The 13,158-nt window shown below is 57.7% G+C and carries 15 protein-coding genes; 6 read left to right on the top strand and 9 right to left on the bottom strand.

Annotated elements, in window-relative coordinates; genetic code table 11:
* Positions 1–137 precede the first annotated feature (137 nt).
* On the top strand, positions 138–890 hold the full coding sequence (locus tag QEZ52_RS09490; protein ID WP_406649824.1) for a PilZ domain-containing protein: 753 nt from the start codon (positions 138–140) through the stop codon (positions 888–890).
* Between the two features lie 81 nt (positions 891–971).
* Here the strand turns inward: QEZ52_RS09490 and QEZ52_RS09485 are convergent, their stop codons facing one another.
* From QEZ52_RS09485 to fabD, 4 genes are all read right to left on the bottom strand, one after another.
* Entirely contained in the window at positions 972–1,715 is a 744-nt protein-coding gene (locus QEZ52_RS09485; protein WP_406649823.1) for a HisA/HisF-related TIM barrel protein, read from the bottom strand.
* 162 nt (positions 1,716–1,877) lie between these two features.
* A complete protein-coding gene (locus tag QEZ52_RS09480) occupies positions 1,878–2,111 on the bottom strand; it encodes an acyl carrier protein (RefSeq protein ID WP_028091986.1) in 234 nt (77 codons plus the stop codon).
* A gap of 342 nt (positions 2,112–2,453) precedes the next feature.
* A complete protein-coding gene (gene fabG, locus QEZ52_RS09475; protein WP_406649821.1) occupies positions 2,454–3,191 on the bottom strand; it encodes a 3-oxoacyl-[acyl-carrier-protein] reductase in 738 nt (245 codons plus the stop codon).
* 78 nt (positions 3,192–3,269) lie between these two features.
* The gene (gene fabD / locus QEZ52_RS09470; RefSeq protein ID WP_406649818.1) at positions 3,270–4,202 is read right to left on the bottom strand and encodes an ACP S-malonyltransferase; all 933 of its coding nucleotides are present in this window, start codon (positions 4,200–4,202) and stop codon (positions 3,270–3,272) included.
* A 195-nt stretch (positions 4,203–4,397) separates the two neighbouring features.
* Between fabD and QEZ52_RS09465 the strand changes: the two genes are divergently transcribed.
* Positions 4,398–5,669: a cytochrome b/b6 domain-containing protein gene (locus QEZ52_RS09465; RefSeq protein WP_406649816.1), complete on the top strand. Its 1,272-nt coding sequence runs from the start codon at positions 4,398–4,400 to the stop codon at positions 5,667–5,669.
* Between the two features lie 98 nt (positions 5,670–5,767).
* Here the strand turns inward: QEZ52_RS09465 and QEZ52_RS09460 are convergent, their stop codons facing one another.
* Together QEZ52_RS09460 and QEZ52_RS09455 are read right to left on the bottom strand one after the other, a co-directional pair.
* Positions 5,768–6,343, bottom strand: coding sequence for a YceI family protein (locus QEZ52_RS09460; RefSeq protein WP_406649814.1), 576 nt, complete (start codon positions 6,341–6,343; stop codon positions 5,768–5,770).
* 166 nt (positions 6,344–6,509) lie between these two features.
* Positions 6,510–7,040, bottom strand: a complete 531-nt coding sequence (locus QEZ52_RS09455) for a hypothetical protein (RefSeq protein ID WP_406649811.1) — start codon at positions 7,038–7,040, stop codon at positions 6,510–6,512.
* Between the two features lie 377 nt (positions 7,041–7,417).
* Here QEZ52_RS09455 and rpsF point away from each other — a divergent pair, with 377 nt between their 5' ends.
* From rpsF to QEZ52_RS09435, 4 genes are all read left to right on the top strand, one after another.
* A complete protein-coding gene (gene rpsF / locus QEZ52_RS09450; protein ID WP_406649808.1) occupies positions 7,418–7,771 on the top strand; it encodes a 30S ribosomal protein S6 in 354 nt (117 codons plus the stop codon).
* A gap of 28 nt (positions 7,772–7,799) precedes the next feature.
* A complete protein-coding gene (gene rpsR / locus QEZ52_RS09445; protein WP_005982441.1) occupies positions 7,800–8,027 on the top strand; it encodes a 30S ribosomal protein S18 in 228 nt (75 codons plus the stop codon).
* A 12-nt stretch (positions 8,028–8,039) separates the two neighbouring features.
* The gene (rplI, locus tag QEZ52_RS09440) at positions 8,040–8,642 is read left to right on the top strand and encodes a 50S ribosomal protein L9 (RefSeq protein ID WP_406649802.1); all 603 of its coding nucleotides are present in this window, start codon (positions 8,040–8,042) and stop codon (positions 8,640–8,642) included.
* A 404-nt stretch (positions 8,643–9,046) separates the two neighbouring features.
* Positions 9,047–9,517: a lytic transglycosylase domain-containing protein gene (locus QEZ52_RS09435; protein ID WP_406649800.1), complete on the top strand. Its 471-nt coding sequence runs from the start codon at positions 9,047–9,049 to the stop codon at positions 9,515–9,517.
* Between the two features lie 30 nt (positions 9,518–9,547).
* On the opposite strand, the gene aqpZ is transcribed toward QEZ52_RS09435, so the two are convergent.
* From aqpZ to QEZ52_RS09420, 3 genes are all read right to left on the bottom strand, one after another.
* Entirely contained in the window at positions 9,548–10,240 is a 693-nt protein-coding gene (aqpZ, locus tag QEZ52_RS09430) for an aquaporin Z (RefSeq protein ID WP_406649796.1), read from the bottom strand.
* 203 nt (positions 10,241–10,443) lie between these two features.
* Positions 10,444–11,778, bottom strand: a complete 1,335-nt coding sequence (gene tig, locus QEZ52_RS09425; RefSeq protein WP_406649793.1) for a trigger factor — start codon at positions 11,776–11,778, stop codon at positions 10,444–10,446.
* A 211-nt stretch (positions 11,779–11,989) separates the two neighbouring features.
* Positions 11,990–13,093 (bottom strand): porin, encoded by a 1,104-nt coding sequence (locus QEZ52_RS09420; RefSeq protein ID WP_406649790.1) that lies wholly within the window; start codon positions 13,091–13,093, stop codon positions 11,990–11,992.
* Positions 13,094–13,158: the final 65 nt, after the last annotated feature.

Raw genomic sequence — 13,158 nt, 5'->3', positions numbered from 1 at the left:
TCAGACGTTAGGGGGAATCTGCTATCAGAAAATGAGCAAAAAAGGTTTTCTGACTAATGCCGCCCTGTGTTGCGCGTGTTCTGTTTCTTTTCGCGTTTCTGATCTCCCCGGCGCATTCACACGCCGGACAGCAGAAAATGGATTGCCGCGTCCAGGAAGAACTTTTTGCCATGTTGACCGAAAGCCAGGCATTCCTGACCTTTCTTGAAACTGGTCAGCCCGCCGGCGCGCCCGAAAAACTACGCTCACGCCTGATCCAGACCGCCCCCGAACGTTTCCGTGCCAAACTCGCCGCGACCGGAATTGGCCGGGCATCTGTTTCGGCCGTCAAGCTCATTGAACAACAGCGTAAGATACTGGCGCAATACAGGAATTACGGACGCAACAGCGCATTCGAAATGGTTGGTCGCCTACAGGCCCAGCGACATCTGCAGACCTTTCGCAAGGACATCGTACCGCTACCTTGCGACGAAACAGAACGGGCGTCGCCGCAGGGTGCCGCCCCCATCAGCCAATCAACCCCGCTCCCTATCGGACGGATCAGTGTCTATGCAACTCTGGGTCTTTTGATGCTGGCCGCAGCCATCAAAATGATCGAAGCCAGAGACAGCACATTGAAAAAGCGCGGCAAACGCTATCCCTGCGCACTGGCCTGCGTTATCCAGCTTTCAACTGTGATCGAGCAGGCGCAGGTGGTGGATCTCAGCCGTTTGGGCGCAAAAATCCGCCTGTCCACTGCCTGTGATCCGGGGGCTGCGATGGAGATCGGTGTATCCGGGCAACAGATTTCGGCCCGAGTTGTGTGGCACAACTCCAATTACGCCGGTGTTGTGTTTCGCAAACGTCTCAGCGCCGCCGCCTTGAAAACGGTGCTGAGCGGCAGCGCCTAGCAGCATCCGTTTTTTCGACCGGCACCGCATTTGGCCCCGGCCTGTTCATCCTGAATCCTGAAATTGGCTACAGCCTCTTCGTTACTGGAATTCGGCCACCGCCTCGGGGGTTGGTCGGGCAACTTCCAGCGCCTCTTCGAGCGACATGGTTTTGCGGAACAACGCACGCCCAACCAAGGCTCCTGAAATGTTCGGCAAGTATTTCAGGCGCGAGATATCGTCGGCCGAGCGCACCACCCCACTGGCAATCAGCGGCGACTTTGCCGTGGCCGCCAGCCCCGAAATCAGGCCCAGCTGGGCTTCGACGTCATCCATATCACTGTCAATGTCGGTGACGACGATCCCGGCAAAGGGCACCCCTTCAAAGGCTTTGATATAATCCTCAGGCGAAAATGCGCCGGCCTGACGCCACCCTTCGGTCATCACCTGCCCCTGCCACACATCGACGGCCAGAACGATCTGGTCGGGGTAATGCTTGGCCAGCTCGATCACCACCTGAGGATCTCGCGCAGCCAAGGTACCAACGACGATTCGTCCCGCCCCCTTGTCAATCCAACGCTCGACCGCGTCGCGGGTCCGCATACCGCCACCCAGCTGGACGGGAATACCGACGCTGCGAACGATCTCCTCGATCAGCGCTTCGTTTCCATCATCCCCGTCAATAGCGTTAAAGTCGGTCAAATGCATCCATTCGGCCCCAGCCGCGGCAAAGCCGCGGGCCGTTTCGACCGGGTCAACATGCCAGATCATTGCCGAATCGAGCTTGCCCTTGTCCAAGGTCACGCAACGCCCGTTTTGCAGCTCCATAGTGGGAAAAATCATCATGTTGGGCGGCCTCCTAAACCAATTGTCGGGCCTCAGTATAACACAGAGTCACCCAATCTCAGTCTCGCTGCTAAACGACAGGACCTGCATACGAAAAACGGCGCTTTCCAAAAGGAAAGCGCCGTTCGGGAAATCAACGGTACTTCTGGTCCACTGAGTGGATCAGGAAGCCTCGGTGATGAATTTGACTGCGTCGCCAAAAGTCTGGATGGTTTCGGCTGCATCATCAGGAATTTCGATGCCGAATTCTTCTTCAAAGGCCATGACCAGCTCGACGGTGTCCAGGCTGTCGGCGCCCAGGTCGTCGATGAACGAAGCGTTCTCGGTCACTTTGTCTTCTTCAACACCCAGGTGTTCCACAACAATCTTTTTCACGCGGTCTGCGACGTCGCTCATGTTCTTTCCTCGTTCTTCTGGGCCTTTCGACCCGTTTCTGCCCTCGCCCGATCGGGGTGGCTTGGTTTTGCCCGATCAGGGCGACTGCTTTCCCCTTGCGGGGGCGGTCGGACCCGACTCTTGTGCCGGTGCCCGTTAAAAGATGCGCCGCCTATAACACAGACGACACCAGAGGCAAACGATTTCGCTGGGTCGGTTTGTTACCGGACCCAGCGACAGGGTGTCGCCCGGGAACCGTGCACATGGTGATGCCGGACCAAGGGTACAAGTGTCAAACTCAAATTCAACAGTGTTGAACAGATGGTCTGTGCCCTTGTGGCCTCATCAGCGCGCCGCGCCCGCTTACAACATCGCCATGCCGCCATTCACATGCAGCGTAGTGCCCGTGACATAAGCCGCTTCGGGGCTGGCAAGGTACAACACCGCCGCGGCGATTTCTTCAGCATCGCCCATACGTCCCGCGGGTACCTGTGTCAGAATCTTGGACTTCTGATCATCCGTCAGCTTGTCGGTCATCGCTGTGGTGATGAAACCAGGTGCAACGGCATTGACCGTGATGCCCCGGTTTGCCACTTCATAAGCCAGCGATTTCGACATGCCAATCATGCCTGCTTTGGATGCAGCATAATTGCCCTGCCCCGGGTTGCCGGTCGCGCCAACCACGGACGAAATATTGACGATCCTGCCCCAACGCGCCTTCATCATCCCGCGCAAAACACCCCGACACAGACGCATGGTCGAGGTCAGGTTCACGTTCAGCACGCTGTCCCATTCCTCGTCCTTCATCCGCATGAACAGGTTGTCCCGGGTGATACCGGCATTGTTCACAAGAACATCGACCGACCCCATCGCCGCTGCTGCCTGCTTCGGCAGCGCTTCGACGGCTTCGGCGTCGCTCAGATTGCAGGTCAGAACATGGGCGCGTTCGCCCAGTTCTGCCGCCAATGCCTCCAGCGGCTCAATCCGGGTGCCGGACAATGCCACGGTTGCCCCGGCTCCATGCAACGCCTTGGCAATTGCTCCCCCGATACCACCGGACGCACCGGTGACAAGCACGTTCTTGCCTGTAAGATCAAACATTTATCTTCCTTTCCAACCCGACCCGCTGGCGCCGTTTTCCGACACGGAAAACGGGCCGGAATTTTTCAAAAATTCCGGTTACGCCTCGGCCGCGGCTTTTGCATCCTCGGGACCGCCGACCTGACGACAGGCCAGCGAGCGATCAATCTTGCGGATCATGCCAGACAGTGCCTTTCCGGCACCGATTTCCCAGAATTCGCTCACACCTTTGGCCGCCATGGCCTGAACACTTTCGCGCCAGCGCACCGACCCCGTCACCTGCTCGACCAACAAGGCGCGGATCTCATCCGGATCCGTCACCACATCGGCGCGCACATTGGCAATCAGTGGCACTGCAGGTGCCGTAATCTGCACCCCGGCCAGCGCCTCGGCCATCACTTCGGCCGCCGGCTGCATCAATGCACAATGGAACGGCGCGCTGACCGGCAGCATAACCGCCCGTTTGGCCCCTTTTTCCTTGGCAATCACAGCAGCGCGCTCAACCGCAGCCTTGGATCCTGAAACCACAACCTGTGTCGGGTCATTGTCATTGGCGGCCTGACAGACGTCGCCCTGTGCGGCGGCGTCGGCCACGGCACGCACCGCGTCCAGGTCCAGCCCCAAAACAGCTGCCATTGCGCCTTCGCCAACCGGAACCGCGCTCTGCATGGCCTGACCACGGGTGCGCAACAGGCGCGCGGTGTCTGCTATGCTGATCGACCCGGCCGCTGCCAGAGCCGAATATTCGCCCAAAGAATGCCCCGCTACAAAAGAGGCCCTGGAAATCGTGATCCCTTCGGCCTCAAGCGCGCGCATCGCAGCGATCGAGGTCGCCATCAGCGCGGGCTGCGCATTCTGGGTCAGGGTCAGCTCGGCAATGTCACCTTCCCAGATCAGCGCGCTCAGCTTCTCTCCCAACGCGTCATCGACCTCGTCGAACACTGCTTGCGCCGCAGGATAGGCATCGGCCAAACTCTTGCCCATACCAATGGTTTGCGCCCCCTGCCCGGGAAAAACAAAAGCTGTCGTCATCAGGATCTCTCACTCCTTTGGGGATCTTTCATGTTGGTTTAGACGGCCATGCCGGTACAAACAAGCACCCAGACGCGCAAACCCAATCTGTCCACCCTTGCACGGCCATTGTGCGCACGCACACCTTTGCGATTGGCGTTCCAGGCAATAGTTTGGAAATATCACACATCGACCGCGAACAGGAGATCTCGCCCCGTGCCCTTTTCCAATTCCCAGCGCAGCTACGGCAGTGTGGCCAAGACATTTCATTGGACCACCGTCCTACTGATGCTGACCGTCATCCCTTTGGGACTGTTCGCCAACTCTCTGGCACATGAGATTCAAAGCTCCGGCTTTACTGGTGGTCAGGCCGAAATCAACCGTGCCACATTGTTGTTCTCGCTCCATAAAACCATTGGCGTCAGTATCTTTTTGATCGCTCTTGCTCGTATCATCTGGGCGCTGACGCAGCCAAAGCCCGGACTATTGAATGCTGACAACCGCGTCGAAGCGCTCGCAGCCGAAACCGTGCATTGGTTGCTGTATGGCTCCTTGCTTTTCGTTCCTCTGACCGGATGGATCCACCACGCCGCCACGACCGGCTTTGCACCCATCTGGTGGCCGTTTGGACAGAACCTGCCGTTTGTCGCCAAATCCGAAGCCACCGCCATGCTGTTCGGCGCGCTGCACCATATTCTGATCTACGTGCTGTTCCTGTCTGTGTTTCTGCATGTTGCCGGTGCTATCAAACACCATGTGATTGATCGCGATCAAACCCTGCGCCGCATGTTGCCCGGGACCAACACCGCCCCAACCCCACCTGACCAATCCCACAGCCTCTTGCCCGCCGTTTTTGCCCTGTTCCTGTGGGCGGCCGCTTTGGGGGCCGGCGGCCTGCTGGGAGCCTTTGGATCGCATTCGGCCCAGACAGACACCGCTCAGCACACGTCCCAGACGACCGAGACCCAGGCACAGACACCCCCAACAGCCGACTCCGATCACGCCGCAAATTGGCAAGTCAGCAGTGGCACGCTGTCTATTGGTGTCACCCAGATGGGCAGCGCCGTTCAGGGCAGTTTCGGCACCTGGAACGCTGCAATCACCTTTGATCCGAAAGTCACCGATGGTCAGGCCGGGTCCGTCACGGTCACGATCGATGTCGCCTCACTGTCGCTGGGGTCGGTCACGGCACAGGCAATGGGGGCAGACTTTTTTGACAGCGCCAATTTCCCATCCGCCAAGTTTCAGGCGGATATTTCCCGGACCGACGACACCTATGCTGCCATCGGGACGCTCACGATTCGGGACAAGACCCTGCCCTTGACCCTGCCATTTACGCTCGAAATCACCGATGGTGTTGCCACGATGGCCGGCGCGGTTCAGGTCAACCGGCTGGATTTCGATATAGGTCGAGGCGTCAAGGACGAAGGATCGCTGGCCTTTGGCGTCGATATCGGGATCGCCCTGACAGCGGCACACACACCTTAAACCGTCCTGCGCACCACGGTCTCTTCACACACAAAAAGCGCCGGATCCTCACGGACCCGGCGCTTTGATTTGCCTTCCGGCTCCTTCAGAGCCTGGCTTTAGTCGGCTTTCATGGCCTCGATCGAGATCATGATCTGAACTTCGTCGCTGACAAAGGGAGCGAATTTGCCCAGATCAAAATCCGACCGCAACACCGATGTGGTCGCGTCAAATCCGGCCCAGGGTTTGCCCGCCATCGGGTGATCACCCGCCTGGTTCAGGTTGGCATTCAGAACCACGGGTTTGGTCACCCCATTCAACGTCAGATCGCCGGTGATATCGGCAGTCGTGTCACCTGTTACTTTGATGCCAGTCGATTTGAACGTCACCATTTCCGCGTCACCTGCGCCAAAGAAGTCCTTGGACATGAAGTGGTCGAACCGTTCCTGCCACCCCGTCAGCATCGAACGGGCCGGCATCGAAACGGAAACGCTCGAACCTGCGGGATTTTCCGCATCAAACATGATTTCCCCGGCAAAACCGGAAAACATCCCATAGGTGGTCGAGAACCCCAGATGGTTATAGTTGAACACAACCTGGCTGTGGCTGCTGTCCAGAACGTATTTTTCAGGTGCAGCGACTGCGGCGGTGGCACCAGCAGTGGCAAGAGCGGCGGCAAACAGAATGGATTTCATGACAGGGGAGTCTCCGTGTTGAACATGTATCAGTGACATGTGGGGCAGAATACACGATCAGCAATTCAACGTTGTGTTTGATTTCCAACAGCATCTGTGAACACACGAACACAAGCCCGGCGACGGACCGGGCTTGGCAAAACGTTTATATCAGTTTGGGCACTGCTCAGCTGGTGATCGGAACCACTCCGGTCAGCTGTGACCGCAAGGCGTGGCGTTCTTCGGCCGAACTCAGCGACAACCGCATCAGGATCGACCCATCCATATCTGTCAGCTCGACAGTTTTGTCCTGGAACCGCACGGCCCCCAACGAGTCATAGCTGCGGCGCAGAACGGTCTGAGGACGCCCCCGGTTGCTTTTCTGCAGCACACGGACTTCGCGACGGATCGGGTCGAAATAGGCGTCGGGGCGGGCATCCGGATGGTTCATCATCGACACGGCCAGACCACAAAACAGCATGAACACCGACATTCCCAGCTTCATCAACACCATCTGCGCATCCCCCGAAGCGCCGGGAATGATCCACATGATGGCCGAACTCAGCACCAGCGCCGTTCCCAGAACACGCAGAAAAATCGACTGAAAGGTGACATCCGGTTTAAAGTTGAAGATCAAGGGGATGGCATCATCAAAAATACCGCGGGACGAAGCCCGAGCGTCGCCGGGGATCCGTGCTGATGTATCGAGCGCTGCCATCGAATTTGACCTTTGATAAAAGAGCGCCTGCCTCACGTTGGCATCGGCGCGTTTAAGCTGTGTTAACCAAATCTGGGTGTGTTAAGTGTCGAAAATGGGGCAGGACATTGAAATTGTCCGGGCACGTTCTTTTTCAAACCACAACTCAAACGTGCAACGCCAACCTGCACCGCATTTGTTCCCGCCAGTGTTTCTGCCAGTCTTTCGTCGAGTGTGCGGGCACAAACGGACCCTGCCCCCTTGCTCCTGCACGCAAACCCTGTATATGGACCCTCGCCTTCCGCAGTTTTATTGAACCGCGCAGTCTCTCGTGGTGGGGTCGCGGAAGGGTCAGGACCTCGCCTTTGAAATGCGCCTCGACAGAAACAGGAGAACACATGCCGTTCTATGAGCATGTCATGATCGCGCGCCAGGATTTGTCCAACGCGCAGGCGGAAAGCCTCGTCGAACACTTTGGTGCCGTTCTGGCTGACAACGGCGGAAGCGTCGTCGAAAGCGAGTACTGGGGCGTCAAGACGATGGCCTACAAGATCAACAAAAACCGCAAGGGCCATTACGCCTTTCTGAAAACCGACGCACCTGCGCCGGCGATTCAGGAAATGGAACGCCTGATGCGCCTGCATGACGACGTGATGCGCGTTCTGACCATCAAGGTCGACGAGCACGCCGAAGGGCCTTCGGTCCAGATGCAGAAACGTGACGAACGCGACAACCGTCGCGAGCGCCGCTGATCTCAGCCTTAACAAAGGACGCTAAATCATGGCCGCAAAACCATTTTTCCGTCGCCGCAAAGTCTGCCCCTTCTCGGGCGACAACGCGCCGAAGATCGACTACAAAGACACACGTCTGTTGCAGCGCTACATCTCTGAGCGTGGCAAAATCGTGCCGTCGCGCATCACCGCCGTCTCGGCAAAGAAGCAGCGTGAACTGGCCCGTGCCATCAAACGTGCCCGCTTCCTCGCCCTGCTGCCCTATGCTGTGAAGTAAGGAGAAACTGATATGCAAGTTATCCTTCTTGAACGCGTCGCAAAGCTGGGCCAGATGGGCGACGTCGTTGACGTCAAAGCCGGTTACGCCCGCAACTTTCTGTTGCCCCAAAGCAAAGCATTGATCGCGTCCAAAGCGAACATTGCCCACTTTGAAACCCAGAAAGCACAGCTGGAAGCCCACAACCTGGAAACCAAGGCAGAAGCCGAAGCCATGGGTGACAAGCTGAACGGTCAGCAGTTCATCGTGATTCGGTCCGCGTCGGACGCAGGTGCCCTGTACGGGTCTGTCACCCCACGGGACGCTGCCGAAGCTGCCACCGAAGCCGGGTTCACTGTCGACAAGAAACAGGTTGCCCTGATCAAACCGATCAAAGACCTGGGTCTGCACGCTGTTGCCGTCAAACTGCACCCCGAAGTCGAAGTCGAGATCGAAATGAACGTTGCCCGTTCGGCCGAAGAAGCCGAACTGCAGGCATCGGGCAAGTCCATCCAGGAGCTGGCTGCCGAAGAAGAAGCCCGCGCCGAATTCGAAATCGCTGAACTGTTTGACGATATCGGGTCCGCAGCGGACGAAGACGACGCACCGGCAGACGCCGAAGAAACCAACGTCTGATCCAGACACTGGTTTTTACAGAATTGGCCGCGCCCTCCAGGGGGTGCGGCCTTTTTCATGTGTCCTGATCGCTTTCCCCAAGCTTGATGCCCCTCAACACCCCATGTCCACAACTCAACAGGTTAGGACGAGAGTATTTCAGTGGCTTTGATACCTTCGGCACTCTTTTGATATCAAACCCAATAAAATCAGGGGTCAAACCTGATGGATGCAAACATGTCCTGCACAGCGGGTTGCGCAATGGATTGTAGAGCGGATTGCACCGTGGATTGCACGACAATTGCCGCCCCGTTCATTCCCCGTGCCACCATCGGAAGTCCTCCGCTCATAAACGACAGCCCCCTTGTCAGCGTCCGGGTCCTGCGTACTGTGGCCTCAATTCCATCAAACCGAGGCACTGTCCAATGCACCGTCGCGCTTTTCTGATACTCTCTTCAGCCGCTGTACTTTCGGCATGCGGCCGACGGGGCAAACGATCCCAAAGCGCCGCCCCGACCGAGCCCCCGTTGTATCCGAACGAAACCCCGGAATTGAGACGGCTGATCAACAAATGGGCCGACCACTATGAGGTGCCCCGTGCCCTGGTCCACAAGGTCGTGATCCGCGAAAGCACGCACCGCCCCTGGGCCCGCAACGGTCCCTACTACGGCCTGATGCAAATCCTGCCCGCAACTGCGCGCAGCATGGGGTTCAAAGGTCAGGCCAGCGATCTTCTGGACGCAGACACCAACCTGCAATTCGCCGTCAAATACCTGCGCGGTGCCTGGCTGCTCTCGGACGGCAATTACGACACTGCCGTCAGCTGGTATGCCCGCGGCTACTATTATGAAGCCAAACGCCGCGGGATGCTCAAGGCAACCGCGTTGATACAATAACACCGGTTGCCTTGCTTTTTTATCGGGCGATCAGTCGCCAGTCGTCGACAGAGCCTTCCAGATGATCGCCCCCACGGCTGCGCCGATCAGTGGTGCAACCCAGAACAGCCACAGCTGCGCCATCGCCGGACCATCGGCAAACAACGCCACGCCAGTGGACCGTGCCGGGTTCACAGACGTATTCGTCACCGGAATCGAAATAAGGTGGATCAAGGTCAACCCGAGCCCGATGGCGATCGGTGCAAACCCCGCCGGTGCGCCTGATGACGTTGCCCCCAGGATGATGATCAGGAACACCGCAGTCATGACGATTTCCGTCAACAGACCTGCCGTCATCGAATATCCCTGTGGGGAGGCAGCACCATAGCCATTTGACGCAAATCCCCCAACGCCTGTGGCGTCGGCCTGTCCCATGGCGATGACATACAGCACCACAGCAGCAGCAACCGCGCCAACAACCTGTGCGACCCAATACGGCACCAGCTCTTTGGCATCATGACGACCGCCTATCACCAGACCCAAAGTCACAGCCGGGTTGAAATGTCCGCCCGAAATATGCCCGACGGTAAAGGCCATGGTCATGACTGTCAGACCAAAGGCCAGACTGACTCCCAACCAACCGATCCCCACGTCCGCAACGCCTGCGGCCAGCACGGCGCTGCCGCACCCGCCAAGAACCAGCCAAAACGTACCAATAAATTCAGCCAATAATTTCTTTGTCATGTGTCCCTCCCTGAAGATCACGGGATCAGGCTAACACGACATCTACAAAAGTCGCCGGGAAAATCATTGGGAAAAGGTCATCGGGGAACCCGTGCTGGAGCTACATCCCCCAATTCGCGCAATGGATGTCATAACAAAAAACGGGGCCGCCCAAAAGGCGACCCCGCTTGTCTCACTGGCACAGACCCATGGGGCCCTGACAGTTATTCGTCTTCCAGGGCTTCAACTGCCTTTTGCAGATCGTCCTTGGGCACTTCCTTGTCGGTCACCTGAGCCAGTTCAAAGACATAGTCGACGACTTTGTCTTCAAAGATCGGCGCGCGCATCTGCTGTTGCATCTGGGCGTTCTGCTGGATGAACTCAAAGAACTGACGCTCCTGGCCTGGGTACTGACGTGCCTGGTTCATGATCGCCTGGGTCATCTCGGCGTCGGTCACTTCGACTTCGGCTTTCTGTCCCAGCTCGGCGAGCAGCAGGCCCAGACGCACGCGGCGTTCGGCCAGCTTGTTGTGTTCGTCAGAGGCTTCGATCTCGGGGTGGTCGTGGCCCTGAACATCAGGGTTTTCCTCGTGCCACAACTGGTGCGCGATCTGACCGGCTTCGGCTTCGACCAGCGACGGAGGAAGATCGAAGGACACCAGACCGTCCAGCGCGTCGAGCAGACCACGCTTCATGACGGCGCGCGATGCACCTGCATATTCCGCTTCCAGACGCTCACGGATCTGACCTTTCAGGCCGTCCAGATCTTCGGCACCGAATTTGGTGGCCATTTCGTCATTGATCTCGGCAGCAACCGGTTCCTTCACCTCTTTGATGGTGCAGGTGAACACGGCTTCTTTACCGGCCAGATGCTCGGCCTGGTAATCTTCCGGGAAAGAAACGGTGCAGTCTTTTTCTTCCTCGGCCTTCACGCCAACCAGCTGCTCTTCAAAGCCGGGGATGAAGGAATTGGACCCCAGAACCAGCGGGTAATCTTCGGCAGATCCCCCATCGAATGCTTCGCCGTCAACCTTGCCGACAAAATCCATGACAACCTGGTCGCCATCCTTGGCTTTGGAACCTTTGCGGCGGGCTTTGAAATCCTGCGCGGTTTCGGCCAGGTTGGCCAGCGCTTCGTCAACGGCTGCGTCATCAGCTTTGACAACCATTTTCTCCAGCGAGATCGACGCCAGGTCGACGTCGGGGATCGCGGGCAGCGCTTCATAGGACATTTCGACTTTGACGTCGTCGCCCTCTTTCCAGTCGTCGCCGTCAACCATTTCGACTTTGGGCTGCAGCGCCGGACGGTCGCCGCTGTCTTCAAAGTGCTGGTTCATCGCGCCATCGATGGTTTCCTGCATGGCTTCGCCCAGCAGACGCTGGCCAAACTGCTTTTTCAGCAGCGCCATCGGCACTTTGCCCTTGCGGAAGCCTTTCATTTCGACTTCAGGCTGGGCTTCGGCCAGCTTTTCATTGACTTTGGCGTTCAGCTCATCAGCAGTAACAGTGATGTTATAGCCGCGCTTCAGACCTTCGTTCAGCGTCTCGGTAACCTGCATCTTCATTCCCCATAAGAGATTCGGGGCAAGCGCGCAGACTTCGCCCCCGGACAATTTGAGGCCTTCTATTGGTCCACGCCCTCAGGTGCAAGAGGCATTGCCGCCCAACCCGGCCCCACAGACGCGATTCCTGCCCGCCTGCCCGGTCCAAAACGACAAACGCGCCCCAATTCGGGGCGCGCTGCATGACGGATTGATTTGTCGGGTCGGTTCAGAATTTCCAGCGGGCGCCGACAATCAGGGAATCGATATCGTGATAAACGGTTGCGGTGTCGTTCAGCTCATAGGTGCGATACCCCATGTAAACCTCGGTATTGATGCGGTCGATTTTTTGCTGAATGGCGATCCCCATGGCACCTGAAGACGACCCGCCCACCAGGAAATCATTCCCGTCATAATAGTCGATGCCCAATGATGTCTGCCCGGCAGAGATCCAGTTGGCGTTATAGCCGATCTTGCCATAGGTATAGTCGCCGCCGCCATGGCGGTTGCCCGCCGCAACGGCAAAATTCAGGCCAGATTGCAATTCTAACGCCATCGACCCCACAGTATTGTCCCGGTTCACGCCATTACGCACCCGACGAGACCAGCCGAAACCGCCCTTGAACTTGGCCGTTCCGACGTCAGTGCGATAACGCAACGCAATGTCATAGAAATCATCGTCATTGGCCAGCAGAACTTCTGTACCCGCAGCAACCGCAACACGGAAGCCGTTGAATTCCGGCGTATCATACCGGACACGTCCGCGACGCCCACCATCCAGGCTGGCGGTTACCGTGCCGATTGGCACAGTTGCCCCGATCCCCGAAACAGGTTGGAAACGGAACGCACCAGCCGCATCCCCAATGCCGTTGTACAACGCCATGCCGGTGCCGCCAAAGTCACTCTCGGCGATGCCATCGGTGGCCATGCTGCCCAGACCAAACGAAACCTTCCCGTATTGGTCCGAATTATAGGCAAAATCGATTTTGCGCAGGAAGGTTCTGCTCCAGTTAACGCCTTTTGGGGTGAAATTCTGACTGACCGCAAACGACTGTCGCAGCCCCAGCGCGGTTTCAAAGTTGAAGGTAAAGGTGTCCTGCCCCACTGGCTGGGTTACCCACAGGCCAACCCGGCTGTTGGAATGTCCATTGTCCACCAGGTTCGAATAGGTGGATACGCCGTCGTCCACCCAGACATATGCTGGGCTCAGCTGTCCGTACAACAGCACCGATCCGCCAGAACCATTGTCGTATTTCATTTCGGCGGCCGCAGGACCTGCCACAAGGGCGCTCAGCGCCACCGCCACGGAAGAGATCTTGAAAACGTTCGTCATGTGTTGCCCAACGAATAAAGTGTTTCGACCCATCAAAAATGGGAGCCAAACGGCGATCTTCCAAT

Source organism: Aliisedimentitalea scapharcae, from assembly GCF_045277565.1.
Classification (GTDB): Bacteria; Pseudomonadota; Alphaproteobacteria; order Rhodobacterales; family Rhodobacteraceae; genus Aliisedimentitalea; species Aliisedimentitalea scapharcae.
This window is presented reverse-complemented; position numbering and strand designations above follow the sequence as displayed.